The following is a 17,792-nucleotide window of genomic DNA, read 5'->3' on the forward strand; positions in this document are numbered from 1 at the left end:
CCGCGACCGATTGAACTGCAAAGCATCCTGGACCGCCAACCGCTCGTCCTGGTGCGCCGAAGATCTCGCAACATTCAGCCGCTGACAGCATGTGCGGGCGAGGGGCGATCCACCGACAAATCGAAGTCCGCTTGAACAAGACGAGCGGAGATTGAACGGACGTTCGGGTCGATACCGATCAATCCACGCGCCGATTCAGATAGAACCCGCCGCGCCCCGCCGACGATGATGCGTCAATGATTGATGTGATTGATCGGCGAACAGCGATCGCAAGTGGCAATGCGGCCGGCCCCACGCCATTGAACTGCAGAAACTTGCGGGATCAAACGCGCGTCAAAATTGAATCGACTTGCGAGCCAACGTTTTTCCGCCAGAAGCGGACGAAAGACAGCTTGGTGCCTGATTGAACACCTGTGCCGCTGCTGTCCCGACATTCCGATCGATCGGAACGCAGGTCTGTTTGATCGCGACGCGAAGAAGCCGTTCCGGACAGAGCCACTTTCCAGTGATTCTCGGTGCAATGAGCGGAAAGACGCTGGCCGCCGGTCGATGCGAAAGAACCCGCGGCTAGCGTCACGCGGCTCACTCAATGCGACGTTGCCCGGCTTACCAGACGATTTTTTCTGCGTCAAAGATCGGACCTTCAACGCAGGTCCGCTTGTAGTCCCACTGGCCATCGGCTTGACGGACCTTGGCGACGCAAGAAAAGCAGATCCCGATTCCACAGGCCATTGGCGTTTCCATCGAGACCTGGCAATCGATTTGTCGCAAGCGACAAACCTCGGCAACCTTTTCCATCATGATCTCGGGCCCGCAGGTGACGACGCAAACGGATTGCTTGCCCGCCAATTGGTCCAACCGGTCGGCCAACACGTCCGGTACCAGCCCGCGCTGGCCGGCCGAGCCGTCGTCGGTGCAAAGCCGGACGTCAAAACCGGCAGCCTGAAAATCGGGGACCCCGGCCAGCAACGATTCTCGCCGAGCCCCGTAAATCAGCTCCACGTCCGACGCCCATCCGTTCGGACGACCAAACGACTGCGTGCCGGCGGCTTCGCGTCCGAGCAACAACATCGGCGTTTGCCCGATGCCGCCGACTGCCATGATCAGTCGGTCACAGGGGCGCGGCGTGAAGCCGTTGCCCAGCGGGCCCCACAAGCTGACTTTGGTTCCGATGGGGCTGTCGGCGCAGGCCGTCGTGAAGACACCCTTCTTCAGATAGATCAAGTCGATCCAGCGTGGATTCCCCTGGTCATCGGCAACCACGTCGTAAATCGCCAGGGCCCTGCCGATCAGTGGTGCGTTGACGCCGGCCAACCGAATCATCACGAACTGCCCGGGGACGGCGGTCGAGGCAATCTGCGGAGCCGCCACGCGGAGCCGAAACGTTGCTTCGGCGATCCGTTCGTTCTGTTCCAGCACGGTTTCGACCTGGACCATCCGGTCGGCGTAGTGATCGGCGTGCAGCGATGACATGGATTTCGGGAGCTAGTGAGGGGCGGCGGACCGGACCGTCTTAGATTAGGAGATCCGGGCCAATTGGCCAACGCCCTTGCTGCACAGCACCCTGGCTGCGCAGTAACACCCTGGCTGCGCAGCGAGGGAAGCCCGTGCGTCCTGTCGCTCCTGGCCGCCGACCGGTGCGACTTTCTGGATCTCAGGCCGCCCGATAGATGATCCCGGTTCGCTTGCGGGCAACCGCTTCGATTGCGGCGGTGTGTTTGAGCACGTAGGCAATTTTCTGCGCGTACCATCGCGGGCGCCCGGTGACCGCTGCGATGTCTTCGGTGGTGAATTCGCCGCAATGATCCTTCATGCCAACCAGGTCCAGCAAATCACCCGCGGTCCGCAGCTGGACGGTCGATTCGATCGTTTCCAACCGAACGTCTTGGACGCGATAGTCCTTTTGCCAACGCCTGCGACGGCGGCGGCACGGCACCCGGACCTGTTCCACTTGGACCAGCACCAATTCCAACGTCAGGTTTTCGTGAGGAAAGACGCGGGTGAAATAGATCAGATCGTCGAACAGGTCCAGCAGGTCACCGCGTTTGGGGCTCATCCGCCGGGACGTGATCTTTCCCTTCGCCGTCTTCCGCTTGGCGATCCGCGTCCGCATCACCAGCGGCTTGATGATGCGAACCGTATGGCGTTTCAACAACGACTGGATCTTGGTGCGAATGGCAGCCAGGGACGCACACTGGACCTCGATCAATTCATCGTCGCGGATCGCATCGATGCGATAAGGCCCGAGGACCACTTCGGTGCGTGCCACATCACCGGCGTAATGCAACTTCAGTTGTTGATGCAGCGAAGTTTCCACGAGCGTCCTTCCTCGGGTGCGATGCGGTTCCGCGGGTGTGTTGGCGTTCCGCGGGTGCGTTGGCGTTCCGCGGGGGCCGCATCATTCGGGTTCGATGCCGAAGTCCTTGATCGTGGTCAGCGTCGTCAGTTTCAGACCGCGGGCCGCGAACGCGGCTTCTCCGCCCGCCAGACGATCGATGATTCCGATCACCTCGCGGACTTTCAGCCCAAAGGCTTCGGCAGCATCCACCGCTTTCAAGGCACTTCCACCGCTGGTGATCACGTCTTCAACGATCACGACTTCCTGCCCCGGTTCAACCGGCCCTTCGACTTGCTTGCCAGTGCCGTGCCCCTTGGGCTCCTTGCGAACCATGAATCCTTTTAACGGCAAGTCCTGCTGACCGGCCAGGGTCACAATCGACGCCGTGATCGGATCGGCGCCGATGGCCATCCCGCCGACCGCCGCGGGCAACTCGCCGGACGCCTGAATGGCTTCCAGCATGCCGGCCGCAACCAGGTTGGCCCCTTTGGGGTGCAACGTGATTCGGCGGCAATCCAGGTAGTACGAAGCCTTCTTGCCGCTGGCCAGGGTGAATTCGCCCCGCTGAAGGGCTTCGGCGCCGAGCAACTGTATCAAATCTGATTTACTGTATTTCATCCGTCGTACGGGCCTATGGAGTCGGGGGGCGTGCGAAGAGTTGGGTGGCCAACACTTCGTGTGCTGAGCCAACGACGCATGCGAACCGGCGTTCCCGGCCGTGGCCGGTCAATGGTCGCCGAATCGCAGCCGGCGGCCGCTTCCCCGCAACCGGCCGGCCGCGGGGAACGTTCGCCGATTTGCGACGCTGGATGGACGTTCAACCCCGCCAAGTATCACCGACGGATCGTTACAGATGAACCCTGGGACAGAATGCCGTACAGATCGTCGGCGTAATCGGCCGCCAGGCTGATGCAGCCGTTGCGTGACGGCTTCACCGTGTTGGGACTGCCGTGGATGCTGAGCGATCCGCCCAAATCCAGCCACATGTTTCCGTACGGGTTTTCAGGACTGTCGGCCGGGATCGGCGAACCGGAGCGGTTGTAGAAGACGCGTTCGGTTTGCTTGTCCTGGACCGTGAAGGTTCCCGGCTCAGGTGCCGGATCCTCGCCAACCCCGATCTGGAAACGACCGGCATACAGATCGCCCAGGAACACGGTCAATTCTTCCCGCTTCAGATCGACTTCGGCGCGGAACGGGCCGCGGACGACCTTCAACTCGGTTCCCGGAAGGATCGTGACCGGGTCTTCGACATTGTTGATGTTGGCCAGCAACTGCCAGGGCACCTGGTATCGGTCGGCGACCTGGCTGAGTGTTTCGCTGGCGGCGATTCGGTGCGGCTGTTCCAACAGATGACGCTGCGAGTAGATCACCTCGCGGGCCAACGGGTCCAGCCGGCTGAGCAACTGACTCCGCTGAGCCTCGGTCATGTTGGGCAAGCTGTAGAACACGCTCAACGTTGCCAGAGCTTCTTTCAATTCGCCCCGGTTGTACATCTGGTCGGCCGTTGCCAACGCGTTGATCAGCCCGCGATTCTCCGACGGCGTCTCAGCCATGTCGGGAGTCACCGGGGGAGCATTGTTTGCGGCCGAATCGGCTGACGGAGCGTCTGCCGCTGGCGGCGCGGGGTCGACCTGGTCGCTCAGTTGGTAGCCGGAGTCCTGGAGGGAGGCACTTTGAAACGGTGTTCCCTTGGAAGCGTCAAACGCGGAACCCGCCGCGGACGGATCGGGCAAGCGGAATTGGCCGTCGGTCGATGGGTAGGTATTCATCGCCCGCGGCGTCACTTCGGCTGGGGCGGCTGCCCCGGCGGGCAGCTTGGTGGGGGCGGCATTGGCCGCCATCTCGGCCGATCTGGGGGCGGAGGAAATGTTGGGCGGCAGGTCCGCGAAGGAGCTACCGAAGGTTTTTGACGGGGCGGCCGATCCGGCGCCAGAGAGCTCCGCGGAGGCGGTGCCGCCGGCGACGTTCGCGTTGGCCGAGGGCGTTTGGACGGCGGGGCTGGACGCGCCCAGAACGTCGGCCGGTGGTTCACCCAATTGCAGGTCGGGCGCAAAGGCGCCCGGGGTCAACGCATCGGAGGCGAGTCCCATCTCTCCCCCCGACTCTTCGATGACCAGGTACTCCTCGATTTGCTCGGGAAGCGGCTCCGGTGGCGTGGTCAACGAGACATAGCCGCCGTACAGGACGGTCAGCATCAGGACAACGATGGCGGCGGTTTTGATCGTCTGCACGATGGTCCTCCGTGACGGATTCGTGCGGAAATGGGAACGAGACTTCGCTGGGACGTTTCTCGTAATGCATGGAGCACCCCGCCTGCCAGACCAGTTTCGTCCGCAAACTGGCTGATTTCTGGGGCGATAAGCGAACATCGGCGACCGCCGGCGCGTCCCGAAAACCGCGTTGGCGACAGCGCGGCGGCGGGATTCGTCTGCCCTTGCTGGTCGGGCAAGGCAAAATTATCCTACCCGGCTCAATTTTCCGGCCCCTCTTTCTCTTTCCAGGTCAAATTCGGACTGATGCCCAGCCCCACTCAGCGACACGTTCTCTGCGCTCTGGTCCAGAACGTTCCCGGGGTACTCGCCCATATCTCTGGGATGCTTGCCTCGCGTGGCTTCAACATCGACTCGCTGGCAGTCGGTGAAACGGAAAACACGGCCCTTTCACGCATGACGTTCGTCGTTGTTGGCGACGACCGCATCCTGGAACAGGTCCGAAAACAGCTGGAAAAGATTGTCACGGTCGTCCGCGTGATCGACGTCAGCAGCCGTGATTTCGTCGAACGTGACCTGCTGTTGGTCAAAGTCCGATCCCCGTCGGGTCCCCAGCGTGCCGAAGTGCGGGAGCTGGTCGATATCTTCCGCGGACGGATCGTCGACGTCGGGCCGGATGAATTGATGATCGAAATCAGTGGTCGCGAGAACAAGGTCCAGGCCTTTATCGAGCGGATCCGACCCTACGGCATCTCCGAACTGGTTCGTACCGGACGCATCGCCATGGTTCGCAGCGACGCCGATTTGGGTTCGGAAGACGAATCCTCCCACGCGGCGTCGGCCTGATCGTCTCCGCTATTTCCTTTCACCCGCGGACCTGAGGCCGCCCGGATCGGTCGTGTTTTTCACCGGTCGGATGTCGCGGTCCACGATCCCTCCAACCATTTTTATCTTTCTCCCGAGACAACATCGATGGCAGCCACCATTTACTACGAAAACGACGCCGATCTCTCCCACCTGAAGGGAAAGACGGTCGCGATCCTGGGCTACGGTTCCCAGGGCCACGCCCAGGCCCAGAACCTTCGCGACAGCGGCGTCAAAGTCATCATCGGCCAACGCCCCGGGTCGGCGAACTACGACCTGGCGGTCTCGCACGGCTTCGAACCCAAATCGATTGCCGATGCAACCGCCGAAGCCGATGTGATCAACCTGTTGCTGCCCGACGAAGTCCAGGCCGATATCTATCGCGAATCGATCCTGCCGAACCTGTCCGAAGGCAACATCCTGATGTGCTCGCACGGGTTCAACATCCACTTCGGCCAAATCGTTCCTCCCAAAGGAATCGACACACTGCTGGTCGCCCCCAAGGGCCCCGGGCACCTGGTTCGCAGTGAATACGAGAAAGGCGGCGGCGTCCCCTGCCTGATCGCCCTGGGCGACGATGCCTCCGAAGAAACCAAGCAGATCGGTCTGGCCTACGCCAAGGGCATCGGCGGAACCCGCGGCGGCGTGATCGAAACGTCCTTTGCCGAAGAGACCGAAACCGACCTGTTCGGCGAACAAGTCGTGCTCTGTGGCGGCGTCAGCGAGTTGGTCAAGGCCGGCTTTGAAACCCTGGTGGAAGCCGGGTACCAGCCCGAGATGGCCTACTTCGAATGCATGCACGAGCTGAAATTGATCGTCGACCTGCTGTACGAAGGCGGGCTGAGCTACATGCGTTACAGCATCAGCAACACCGCCGAATACGGTGACTACGTGACCGGCCCGCGGATCATCACCGACGAAACCAAGGCGGAAATGAAGCGCGTCCTGGAAGAAATCCAAAACGGCAAGTTCGCCCGCAACTGGATTCTGGAAAACCGTGGCGGTGCCGCCTTCTTCAAAGCCACCCGACGTCGCGAACGCGACCACGGCGTGGAGCAAATCGGCCGCGGACTACGAAAGATGATGACCTGGATCGACGAAAAGGAAGTCTCCTGAGGTCCCGCGAACTTTCGCCAACCCAACCCAAAATGCCCGGGAACTGCCGCCAGCAGGTCCCGGGCATTTTTCATTCCTTCACCCTCCCCCCGGGAGGGTCGCGGAGGAGCTTGCGACGACGCGGGGAGGGCTGTCCGGCGTCATTGATTTCAGTTGGTGCTTTAAGACACCCTCCCCAAAGGCTCGTGCCTCGCCTTTGACCCTCCCGGAGAGAGGGTGAATTTCAGAAGGGCACGTCTTTTCCTTGTCCTGGCTCGCCTTGTCCGTCGACTTGCGCCGACGGCAGGGCGTTGTCGGTGCTTCATGACTCCGGGCCCGAAAGCAGTAGGTCAGGCTGTGCCTGACGGCGGATCTGGAAGCACCACCAGGGCCGGAGGCCCGACAGCTCCCTGCCGGGGCCGTGAGGCCCCGGTCCCCATCGTCTCTCCAAACCAGCCCCGAAGGGGCGACAGCCTTCGGGCTTCTCAATCGCCCCTCCCCCCCAACTTCAGAATGCTATCGCATCGAAACGCCAAAATTCGCACAATGCCAGCTCCCCGAATGTTCGCACGCTTCTCCCACGTTTCCCCCGTCCTCTCATGACCGAATCGACTTTGACTGAATCTACTGTCAACGCCTCCACCGCCTCCGCCGGCCTGCCGTCGGTCGAAACGATCACGCAATTGCAAATCGACACCGTCGCCGCCTGGCACACGGGCCCGATCGAAAACACATACGACGACTTCTTGGAACTGGTGTGCCGGCAACACGAATTCAACTACCGCCTGTGGCACGAAGAAGACATCGCCCGCAGCCCGACCGCGGATGACGTCCGCATCGCCACCGTCAAGCGTGCCATCGACAAGCTCAACCAGCAACGCAATGACATGATCGAAAAGTTGGACGACGCGATCACCGAACGACTGGCCCAAGCGAACGTCCGGCCCGAATCCGGAGCGAGGATCAACACCGAAACGCCCGGCAGTGCGATCGATCGGTTGTCGATCATGTCGCTGCGGCTGTATCACTACCGCGAGCAACTGGAACGCGAAGACGCGGACGCCGAACACAAATCCAAGGTCGCCGCACGGATCGCTTTGTGCCAGCAACAACACGCGGATCTGTCCAATTCGCTGCAGGAATTGCTGGCTGATATCTTCAGCGGCAAAAAGCAACACCGCACGTACCGGCAGATGAAAATGTACAATGATCCCTCGCTGAACCCGGAAATCTACCAGGCCTAATTGGACAGCACCACTTTCAACCAAAATCACCTTGATTTGCAGTGCATTGAGCGGCAAGACGCTAGCCGCCGGTTGAGGCGAGAAGACCCGCGGCTAGCGCCACGCGGCTCACGCAAAGTGACGCTGGCCGGCTAAACAGGCGCCGATTCCGACCGTTGTCATCTTTGGACGCAAGAGCAAGGCGGCCAGTGGCCGGTCCCGCATCCGCCTCGCTGACCATTCGCGCCGTGAGCCTTGACCTGTATCGCACGCTTGTTCGTCCCGCGCTGTTTCGCCTGGATGCCGAGACGGCCCATCACGGGACGGTCCAGGCGTGTCGTCTTGCCGGTCACGTGCCGATCCTTCCGGCGCTCGCCGATCGCTACTTGCGCTTCACCGATCCCTGCCTGGAAGTCGAAGCCGCCGGAATCAGGTTCAGCAACCCGGTCGGACTGGGTGCCGGCTGGGACAAAAGTGGTGTCGCGTTGCGAATGCTCGACCACTTGGGGTTCGGCTTCGTGGAGATCGGTTCTGTCTCGGCGCGTCCCTCGATCGGCAATCCGAAACCGCGGCTGTTTCGACTTCCGAACGACGAAGCCATCGTGGTCAACTACGGGCTGCCCAATGACGGGGCGGAGGCCGTCCGTGAACGTCTGCGTTGCAATCCGATGTCGACCCCGATCGGCGTCAATGTCGTCAAGACCAACGACGGTTTCGAAGCCCAAACCTGTCGCGAAGAAGACGTCCTGAACGACTACCGCGAAAGTGTTTCCCTGCTGCACGATCACGCCAGCTACATCACCTTGAATCTCAGTTGCCCGAATACCGGAGACGGATCGGACTACTTCAGCCCGCCGGATCGTTTGCGGCGGCTGCTGGAATCGCTTGCGGACCTGGAATTGCAGTGCCCCGTGTTCCTCAAACTGACGCCGACTTCGGACGTGGCTCGATTGGACGGTTGGTTATCGGCGATCGATCCGTTCCCCTTTGTGCGTGGTTTGATGCTGAACTTGCCACCCGGAAAACCGCCGGCGGCTGCGTTGCAAACGCCGCATGCGGTGTGGGAGCGGATGCCCGGCGCGGTGGCCGGCAGGCCGGTGCAGCGGACGCTCGACCGCTGCCTGGGCGAACTGCACCGGCGGATGCCACCGGCACGATTCATTCTGATCGGCAGCGGAGGCATCTTTTCGGCATCCGACGCGTACCGCAAGATCCGCCTGGGCGCTTCGCTGGTCCAGATCTACACCGCACTGGTGTACCGAGGCCCCAGGGTGGTCCGTCAAATCAACCAAGGCTTGGTGGAACTGCTGCAACGCGACGGACTGACTCATTTAAACGAAGCCGTGGGCACACTTCCGCCCTCGGAATGGGACGCTTGAAAACGGCCGCCACACGCAGGCATTTCCGGTTCCGCTGTCACCAACCGCTTACCCGTGACCGCAAGATCGAGTCACCATTCCATCTCGCGTGACATGGGCGAATCTGCGCGCCTGATGTGAGTCGTTGCCGCGGTGTTACGCACCGCTGCCTGCCTGATCTAGCCTTTCAGACGCGACAGAGTCTGCGAAGGGAGTTCACCGAACAATGTCCGATACACTCCGGCGAATCGCCCGAACTGGCGGATATCATGTCGTACAAAGACGTCGGTGACGGTCGTCGTCTCTGGATTGGCTGCGAGGAGCGCATCGCGGACGCTGTGGAGTTGCCGCAGCCGCAGGTAGCGAACGGGGCTTATCCCAAACCAGTCTTGAAACGCCCGGTGAAGCGTTCTCTCTGAGACTTTGGCGGCATCGATAAGATCGCGAACGCGAGCCGTCTTCTCCGGTGCAGCGTCTAAAGCGATAGCGCTGGTGACCATGCGAACGACTCCTTGACGATCCAACATGGGACGCCCAAGACCACGATCTTCGTCGAACAACGCGTGCATGACGGCGGATTTCGCCAACTGATGCAACTCTAACTCAGCAGCTTCAACTGCCGAATGCTGCTCGCCACCCACGCTCGACTTGATCAGCTCGCGGATGCGATGGCGAACCAGGCGTAGTCGATGATTCCCGAGGTGGACGACCCGACACGCAGGCGTGATTCCCTCGCCGATGCTGAGGGTGTCCTTACCAAGATTCCCTGTAGGAACGAATAGCGTTAGCCAATCGTTCCAACCATCGGCGGAGATGCAGAATTCCGCCCCTGCCGACGCCACCATCATGGATCCTTCGTTTAGTCGCGAGCCGTTCACTCCGTTGGTCGACCAGTGATTTAGCGGAACGAATAAGGCATAGCCGCCGGGCAGTATTTCACCCTCCGTCACCATGCCGCCACCAGACGTCCCCCACTGCAAATGCATCCGGCCAAGGCTCATTTGACCAACTGCCCATCTTGGCCGGTCTCGGCGGTGGAGCGTCATGCGTACAGCGGCGTGTTGAATCGCGTCTTCGTACGCATCGAAGTCGGCAAAAACCTGGTACTTCATACCCGACATCTCGCACTTTTGGCAGAAAGTGGATAGCAGTCTACAGAATACTCCACTGTAATTGTGACATCAAATTCCTCCCTCTCAACGCAAGACAGCAAGGTGCCGAGGTAAGCCACAATGAAGATCAGCACAATGAAAACCGCCGGTCTTTTGATAGCCGTCGTTTTCTCCACCACAAGCTACGCCCAACAGAGCGTCTTCGACGATACCGTCGTCGAGAAGGAGAACATGGAACCGGCGATTCCGCGGCCCGAGCAGGAAAAGATCGCAGCCGCCAAGTTGAAGCAATTAGAAGCGGAACAGGGCAAAAAGCCCAACATCCTCATTTTCTTGGTCGATGACATGGGTTGGGGTGATCCAGGCGTCTACGGAGGCGGCACCGCCATCGGTGCCCCCACCCCGAACATCAACAAGCTAGCCTACGAAGGGCTGCGGCTAACCTCGATGTACTCACAGCCGACCTGCACTTCCTCACGTGCTGCTCTATGCACCGGCAGGCTCCCCGTTCGCAGCGGATTGGTGCGTCCCATTCTGACCGGAGACAAGGTGACCCAGAATCCTTGGGAGATTGAGGTGTCCCAAGGCAAGCTGCTATCGCAAGCTGGCTACAAGACCGCCCTGATTGGCAAATGGCACGTCGGCGAGGCCGAAGGCATGCTGCCGCATGAGGTCGGCTTCGATTACTTCTACGGCCTGCCCTCGGTGCAGTCGGACTACACGCAGTTCCTGGTCGAGCGGCAGTAGGCGGACATGCTCACGAATCCCGATCTGCGCAACAAAGCGATGACACTGCGTCCCGAAGGACTGATCAAGGGGACCAAGGGTGGCAAGCGTGAGGTCGCCTACCCCATCGAATCCATCGAGGAACTGTCCATGATCGACCAGGTCCTGCGGGACGAGTCGGTGAAGTTCCTCAGCGAGACCATTGATTCGGGAGAACCCTTCTACCTGATCCACTCCTTCTCCAAGATCCACAACGACAATTACCCGGCTCCCAAATACAAGGGGAAAAGCCCAGCCGCGATGCCGGTCCGCGATGCGATGATCGAGGTCGATGACATCACCGGGGAACTGATGGCACTGCTGAAAGAGAAAGGTGTGCTGGAAAACACCCTGGTCATCTTCACCTCCGACAACGGCGCCAATGAGGACACTTGGCCGGACAGCGGCTACCACCCCTGGCGCGGTGGCAAGGGAACGACGTGGGAAGGCGGCGTCCGAGTCCCGGGCGTCGTCTACTGGAAGGGCATGATCGAACCCGGCCAGATCAACAACGGCCTGATGGATCTCACGGACATTTACATGACCTCGCTGCGACTGGGCGGCGTCATGGACAAGTTGCCGGACAACCTCTACTTCGACGGCATCGACCAAACCGCTTTCTTACTCGCGGAGAATGGCAAGTCGCGTCGCCAGGTGGTTTACATGTGGAACCGCACCGACTTCTGCGCTCTGCGCTGGCTTGATTACAAGATTCACTTCAAGGTTTTCAATACCGTCATTCCTCGCCGCAACATCGACGCCTCGGTGCTTCAGGATATCGGAACTGCCCCCTGGGTTTTCAACCTCAACATGGACCCCAAGGAGATGGCCAGCACCGGCCATCAGTACTTCGAATGGGGTGTGCCTCAAGCAACCAAGTTCATGAAAGCCCACATCGGCACCATGAAGAAGTATCCTAATACCGACATCGGTCTGGGAATCTGAAATCTCGGGTCTTCACCCTCCCAAGAACAAGAATGAACTCACGCCGGCGTTGCATTCAAGGGCATGCGAGCACGTCGGCTGAGTTTGAGTTACCACCTGGCCTGCGGTCTTGGCAGACAATTGAAATCTAATTCCGAGAGATAAAAAAATGGCACTCAGCGTGAATCCCAATCCCTTCTCCGGCAGGTTCGCACTGTCTGTAGTCCTTGCGCTGGTGTCCTGCAGTTCCACTTTGACTTCCGATGCGACGGCTCAGACCGCCGACGCGATCTATCACAACGGTTCCATCATCACAATCGACGACTCCGCGCCGGAAGCGGACGCGGTTGCGATCCTGGATGGGAAGATCATCGCCGTGGGCGCGAAGAACGACGTGCTCAAAACGAAAGGGGATGCGACAAAACTTGTCGACTTGAAAGGCCGCACGATGCTTCCCGGTTTCGTCGATGCCCATGGTCACGTGATGGGCGGCGGGCTGCAGGCGCTTTCCGCCAACTTACTCGCGCCGCCAGACGGTGAGGTTAAAAACATCGCGTCTTTGCAACAGACGCTCAAGGACTGGATGGCAGAGAACAAGGAAGCCGTTGAAAAGATTCAGCTCGTGGTTGGGTTTGGGTACGACAATGCTCAACTCGCCGAACTACGCCATCCCGTTCGCGACGATCTGGATGCCGTCTCCACCGAAGTGCCCATTTGCTTGGTTCATCAATCGGGACACATCATTTCGGTCAACTCCAAAGCCTTGGAAGTCGGCAGCATTTCTGCTGAAACTCCTAATCCCGCTGGCGGGGTTATCCAACGTGGTGAGGATGGCAAAGAGCCGAACGGAGTGCTTGAAGAAACAGCCGCTTTCCCCTTGCTGGTCAAACTGCTCGGACGCGCTGGACGGGAAGGGTCCGCACAATTTGCCAAGGCGGGTGCCGAATTGTGGGCACGTTTTGGCTACACGACGGCTCAAGATGGCCGAACCATGCCGGGAGCTCTAGCGACGATGAAATCTGTCGCCGAAGCAGGCGAGTTCAAGATTGACGTGGTCAGTTACCCTGACGTCCTGGTCGATCGTGAGTTGATCAAGCGGGAAGTCAGCCCAGAATACAAGAGCCGCTTTCGGGTCGCCGGTGCCAAATTGACGATCGACGGTTCGCCACAAGGTTTTACCGCTTGGCGTGATCGACCCTACTACAAGCCGGTTGGCAACTATCCGCCAGGCTACTCGGGCTACGCCGCCGCGACGCCCCAGCAAGTTGGAGACGCCATTGCTTGGGCCTATGCGAACAATATCCAGATTCTGACTCATGCCAACGGCGAAGCGGCTTCGGATGAATTGCTCGCATACATCGAAGCGGCGCAGAAGGAGTATGGCGGTGACGACCGACGTTCTGTCCTCATTCATGGACAGTTCCTTCGTGAGGATCAAGTCGACTCACTGAACCGGCTTGACATCATGCCCTCGCTGTTCCCCATGCACACCTTTTACTGGGGCGATTGGCATCGCGAACATACCGTTGGCCCGCAGCTGGCCGACAACATTTCTCCCACCGGCTGGTGCGTCCGCCGGGGGATGAAATTCTCCTCGCATCACGATGCGCCCGTGGCCTTTCCCGATTCGATGCGAGTGCTCGACGCAACGGTGACGCGGCGGTCACGCTCCGGCGACATCCTCGGGCCGGAACAACGGGTTGACGTGATGACGGCGCTCAAGGCGATGACCATTTGGCCTGCGTGGCAGCATTTTGAAGAGGAGACCAAAGGCTCGATCGAAGTCGGAAAGCTGGCAGACTTCGTGATTCTCGACAAGAACCCACTGGAAGTGGATCCAGAAACGCTGGATCAAATCAAGGTCACTGAGACGATCAAAGAGGGCGTGACTGTCTTCGCGTTGGAAGCACAGCAATATGCGAAGGCTGCGGGAGCACGCGAAGGAACCAGCGTCGCGCTGACGAACCTGTTGCTGGGTATCAGCAAGTCGAATTCAGAGCCTGCTGGCAACCGAATCGCCGGCCTGCAGGGCAGTGGAGCGGTCGCCTTCCCTCCGTGCTCGACCTGCGTGTGCGGAGCATTGAGTCAACTCGCCGATTTCGCGGCGGCGAGCCGTGGACGATGATCGAATCAGGAGCTCCCGCGATGTTTGTGCATCGCGGTTGAATGGGTTGCGGCGTTCTGCGGCGACTCCTTCTCCGCTTCTTGCTTTGCCTTTTCTGGACGTCGATCAGGACTGCGGCTCAAGCGTCGGCAACGCCGTCGGGCAATTCAACGTCATTGTCTTCGTCCAAATCCTGTCGATCCAAGCCGAGCCTCCTTGCCCTAAAAAGCAACCCTCGAAAACGCGGGTCAAACGTATCCAATCCAGCATTGGAATAAAGGCTATCCCAATGCTCTCCGTCTGCTCGGCCCGCAACAGGTTTCACTTTCCAGCGGCTTTCCGCCGTCTGGCGACGGCGGCTACGAGGTCTGTGAGTGGCTTCCCGCCGTCTGGCGACGGCGGCTACTTGGGGATGCAGCTACGCTCGCCAGAGCGTGGCTCTCCGCTGTCGGGTGACGGTAACGTCACGGTTTGTCATTTCGGTTCTTGGGTGTGACCCGTCAGGGATGCGCGTGGAACAGGTACATTGCCCCGTAAGTCCAGTTGCGGTCGGGCATGTCTGCATAGTTTTGACGATCCATCATCAGGGCGATGTAGGGTGCCGGATAGCCGCTGGGAAGTGGGATGATGTTGGGCCAGATCCGTGTCCCCGTGTTTTCATTCCACGGCGGCAAACGCATCTTCAATTCGCCAACGGGCTCCAGGTCAGGATAGGTGCGGATGTAGACCTTGCGATCGGCGCTGCCGAAAAAGACATAACGCGACGCGCCGATCGTTTGAATCAAGGTCCCCGTGCTGTCCATCTCCACCGGACCCGCCAACCGTTCGTAGCCATCATCCCAACGGTCCGATTCCCACATGCCGGCTCGATACTTTCCCGCCCGTTCGGACAACAGCAGTCGCCATTTCTTTGCATCCGCATCGTAGACTCCGTGGGGGTCTTCGTGCTGTCCCGCCAGACCGATCGGTCGAGCCTGCATGACGGAAAACCCGCGGCGTGGATCTCGATCACTCCAAACGGCGAGAATCGCTTTTTCCTCTTTCTGCGAAGTCGCCCCAAAGGCACTGAATCCGGTCGTCCAGCCACGCCATTGCCCCGAGGGCTCGTCGAAAAACAGGTGGGAGGCGAGTTCGTTTCGCCACAAACCGTCGCCCATGTCAAACACGATGATGCCTTCGAATCGCAGATCAAAGACGGAAGGGTTCATCGAGAACACGCCCTGCAACGGGTGTGGCAAGGCTCGTCCCCTGACAGTCATCGTCAACCAAACCCGCCCCTGATCTAGCAAGGGAGCCCCGTCGCGCGTCGTGATCGCACGAATGTCGGCCTGCCCGCAGCCCGGCGTTAAGGCCGACGTCACCTCGTCGATCTCGGCAGCGGCGTTCGCCTGCAGATCACTGAACAATCCGAACTCAAAGCGACGCACAAGCTCCTTGCGGCGCAATTCGAGGTGCTCGTTGAAATCGGGGTAACCCACCAGATGGGACGTTCCTTGCGATTCGATGTAAAGGTTCGCGCCAACGGCCAACATCTGCACGCGCAGCCGTACCGCTCCACTGGTTTCCGCATCGCTGGGCCATGCGAATTCCTGGCGGCTTACTTCCTTGCCGTCTTTCACGACCACCCAGCGGACCGCCTGGTACTTCCCATGGTCGACAATGATGCAGGCCGAGAGGTGATTGTCCTGCCGCGTGTCATCAAATCGCAATCCGATCTGACCGCTCCCTTCGAATCGGCGCAGGCTGACTTCGTAAGTCGCAAAGGGATTGAAACCGCCGACCCAGCGCGTCGAGGTGGCGCCTTCCGAAGTGGCAAGTTTCAGTCTGCCGTCGCCGAGCACAAACGACGTTTCGCCTTGCTGCTCGGCGATCGCGGGATGCATCAGATCAAAACCGACGATCTTGTCTGGATCCAATAAAGCGAGCGGAATCTGCTCCGAACGATCAAAGATCATTCGGCGTGTCGCTTGGCGACGGAATTCCAGCGACTGTGGATCGACCTCAGGCGTCTGAGCCAGTCCGTCTGCAATTAGAAGGCACAGAAGAACGAAGTACACCAACGAAGGCCGGGACGAACCGACCATTTTGAGAACGGACATTTGAAGCAACGAACGGAACAAGGGTGGAGGCACAACCGGAACAGCACTCGCGTCGATCCCACAGAACGATTGCAAGTGTGATTCCGGTCGCGAGGTCGTGCAGATTCTACTGCACTCTGTTAGCAACGAGGCAATCAGCCCCTCGCTGGCGTGCGACCTTCCTTGACTACAGTCGGGAAGCGACGTCAGCCCCCTGCCGTCGGCGCAAGCCGACGGAAACGGCTGCCCAAAACAACACAAGCCGCGAAGCGGCGACAGCAACACCGCCTTGGCGAAAAGAGCGGCAATCCTCCCTCGCTGCGTTTGCCCCGGAAAACCACGCGCCCCCCCACGGTTCACCAGCGCTGCGACCAGAAGATCAATCTTTCTTGACGTCGTAGCAGAACAACGTCTCCTGATCGCGGATGTAAAGCTTTCCGTTGGCGATGACCGGGTGCGTCCAGGCGGGTTTCTGACTGCGATCTGGCTGTTCGAAACGGCCGCGTTCAAGGTACCGATCCCCGTTCGGCTCGATCAGGATCATCGTTCCGTCTTCGACGCGGAGGTAGAGTCGTCCGTCCGCCATCATCAGGGATCCTTTGGGAGCGTCGCGTTCGGCCCACTGCCTTTCGCCCGATGCGAAATCCAGGCAGACCAAAAAGCCGCCGAAATTGCCGCCGGCGGCCCCGTACAGATAACCGTCCGTCAGGATCATGCCACCATGGTGGTTCTTCATGATCGGGTTGAAGTAGATCTCTTCGGCGGTCACCCCTCCGGATGCATCGGCGCTCAGCCGAACGGCGCCGCCGCCGGCATCATACGCCGACGCGGCGAAGACCACGCCATCGTGATAGATCGGCGTCGAACAGGGAATTCGGTGCGTGTTGGCGGGCTTGTCATACCGCCAAAGCAGTTTCCCATCCTTGGCAGCCACACCGACAAGCGTTGTCGAGGTGAACTGCACGTACTGACGGATCCCTTCAAATTCGACCACGATGGCCGAGGAGTAGCCGGCTGCCGAATCGTTGCCGTAGCGTGGATTGAACTCCGCGGCCGGAACGTGGCACTTCCAGATCGGTTTTGCGGTGTCCTTGTTGAGCGCGACGATCGTGTCCTCGGGGCCTCCCGGAACGCAGAGGATCTGGTCTCCGTCAACAAGCGGCGATTCGCTGTAACCCCACTTCGGCATGATCCCGCCCAGGTCGTCGACATAGTTCGTCCGCCACACCTCCTCGCCCGAGGTGGTGAAGCAACAGAAGTCCCCGTATTGACCGAGGATGTAGATTCGATCGCCGTGGACCGCCGGAGTGGCACGGGGACCAGCGGGTTGGAAGATGAACCCTGGACTCCCGCCTGCACCGATCTTTGCCTTCCAGATTTGCTCGCCGCTTTCTTCGTTCAGCGCAAACAACCACGCGGATCCGTCAACGTCACCGGTGGTGTAGATCCGACCCTCGCTGACGGCGATACCGCCCATCCCCGCCCCGATTTCATTGACCCGCCAAGCGAGCGACGGTCCTCCCTCCGGCCACTGCTGAAGCAGACCCGTTTCGTCGGAGATCGCATTTCGATTGGGACCTCCCCAACGTGGCCAATCTTCGGCGCCGGCCGGGGTGGCTGATTGAATCACGATGAACGCGCATGCTGCGACGAGAATCGAGCGCATGGGACTCTCCTGAAAGACGAATCGAGAAGCAAGGATTTGAAAGGCGGTGGAAAAG

The 17,792-nt window shown here is 60.0% G+C and carries 12 protein-coding genes and 1 pseudogene; 6 read left to right on the forward strand and 7 right to left on the reverse strand.

The window, feature by feature from the left end:
* Positions 1-606 precede the first annotated feature (606 nt).
* The 4 genes from FYK55_RS07485 to FYK55_RS07500 all read right to left on the reverse strand — a co-directional run bounded on the left by FYK55_RS07485 (position 607) and on the right by FYK55_RS07500 (position 4,569).
* Complete coding sequence (locus tag FYK55_RS07485; RefSeq protein WP_150075748.1) at positions 607-1,473, reverse strand: dihydroorotate dehydrogenase electron transfer subunit; 867 nt, start codon at positions 1,471-1,473, stop codon at positions 607-609.
* Between the two features lie 181 nt (positions 1,474-1,654).
* Complete coding sequence (locus FYK55_RS07490; protein ID WP_150075749.1) at positions 1,655-2,317, reverse strand: hypothetical protein; 663 nt, start codon at positions 2,315-2,317, stop codon at positions 1,655-1,657.
* A gap of 81 nt (positions 2,318-2,398) precedes the next feature.
* The gene (gene pyrE, locus FYK55_RS07495) at positions 2,399-2,956 is read right to left on the reverse strand and encodes an orotate phosphoribosyltransferase (RefSeq protein WP_150075750.1); all 558 of its coding nucleotides are present in this window, start codon (positions 2,954-2,956) and stop codon (positions 2,399-2,401) included.
* A gap of 215 nt (positions 2,957-3,171) precedes the next feature.
* Positions 3,172-4,569: a L,D-transpeptidase family protein gene (locus FYK55_RS07500; RefSeq protein WP_235908493.1), complete on the reverse strand. Its 1,398-nt coding sequence runs from the start codon at positions 4,567-4,569 to the stop codon at positions 3,172-3,174.
* 285 nt (positions 4,570-4,854) lie between these two features.
* Here FYK55_RS07500 and ilvN point away from each other — a divergent pair, with 285 nt between their 5' ends.
* The 4 genes from ilvN to FYK55_RS07520 all read left to right on the forward strand — a co-directional run bounded on the left by ilvN (position 4,855) and on the right by FYK55_RS07520 (position 9,109).
* A complete protein-coding gene (ilvN, locus tag FYK55_RS07505) occupies positions 4,855-5,394 on the forward strand; it encodes an acetolactate synthase small subunit (protein ID WP_150075751.1) in 540 nt (179 codons plus the stop codon).
* A gap of 126 nt (positions 5,395-5,520) precedes the next feature.
* A complete protein-coding gene (ilvC, locus tag FYK55_RS07510) occupies positions 5,521-6,528 on the forward strand; it encodes a ketol-acid reductoisomerase (RefSeq protein WP_150075752.1) in 1,008 nt (335 codons plus the stop codon).
* A gap of 593 nt (positions 6,529-7,121) precedes the next feature.
* Positions 7,122-7,751: a DUF4254 domain-containing protein gene (locus FYK55_RS07515; RefSeq protein ID WP_235908494.1), complete on the forward strand. Its 630-nt coding sequence runs from the start codon at positions 7,122-7,124 to the stop codon at positions 7,749-7,751.
* Between the two features lie 227 nt (positions 7,752-7,978).
* Positions 7,979-9,109: a quinone-dependent dihydroorotate dehydrogenase gene (locus tag FYK55_RS07520; RefSeq protein WP_150075754.1), complete on the forward strand. Its 1,131-nt coding sequence runs from the start codon at positions 7,979-7,981 to the stop codon at positions 9,107-9,109.
* Between the two features lie 158 nt (positions 9,110-9,267).
* On the opposite strand, the gene FYK55_RS07525 is transcribed toward FYK55_RS07520, so the two are convergent.
* Positions 9,268-10,200, reverse strand: coding sequence for an AraC family transcriptional regulator (locus tag FYK55_RS07525; RefSeq protein WP_161604365.1), 933 nt, complete (start codon positions 10,198-10,200; stop codon positions 9,268-9,270).
* 231 nt (positions 10,201-10,431) lie between these two features.
* Between FYK55_RS07525 and FYK55_RS29430 the strand changes: the two are divergent.
* Both FYK55_RS29430 and FYK55_RS07535 read left to right on the forward strand, forming a co-directional pair.
* A pseudogene (locus tag FYK55_RS29430) lies at positions 10,432-11,910 on the forward strand (arylsulfatase).
* Between the two features lie 148 nt (positions 11,911-12,058).
* Positions 12,059-14,014, forward strand: coding sequence for an amidohydrolase (locus FYK55_RS07535; RefSeq protein WP_150075756.1), 1,956 nt, complete (start codon positions 12,059-12,061; stop codon positions 14,012-14,014).
* A gap of 479 nt (positions 14,015-14,493) precedes the next feature.
* On the opposite strand, the gene FYK55_RS07540 is transcribed toward FYK55_RS07535, so the two are convergent.
* Together FYK55_RS07540 and FYK55_RS07545 are read right to left on the reverse strand one after the other, a co-directional pair.
* On the reverse strand, positions 14,494-16,092 hold the full coding sequence (locus tag FYK55_RS07540; RefSeq protein ID WP_150075757.1) for a hypothetical protein: 1,599 nt from the start codon (positions 16,090-16,092) through the stop codon (positions 14,494-14,496).
* A 358-nt stretch (positions 16,093-16,450) separates the two neighbouring features.
* Positions 16,451-17,737 carry a PQQ-binding-like beta-propeller repeat protein gene (locus FYK55_RS07545; RefSeq protein ID WP_150075758.1) on the reverse strand — a complete coding sequence of 429 codons (1,287 nt, stop codon included), beginning with the start codon at positions 17,735-17,737 and terminating at the stop codon, positions 16,451-16,453.
* Between the last annotated feature and the right edge of the window lie 55 nt (positions 17,738-17,792).

The sequence above is a fragment of the Roseiconus nitratireducens genome (assembly GCF_008629675.1).
Taxonomy (GTDB): Bacteria; Planctomycetota; Planctomycetia; order Pirellulales; family Pirellulaceae; genus Stieleria; species Stieleria nitratireducens.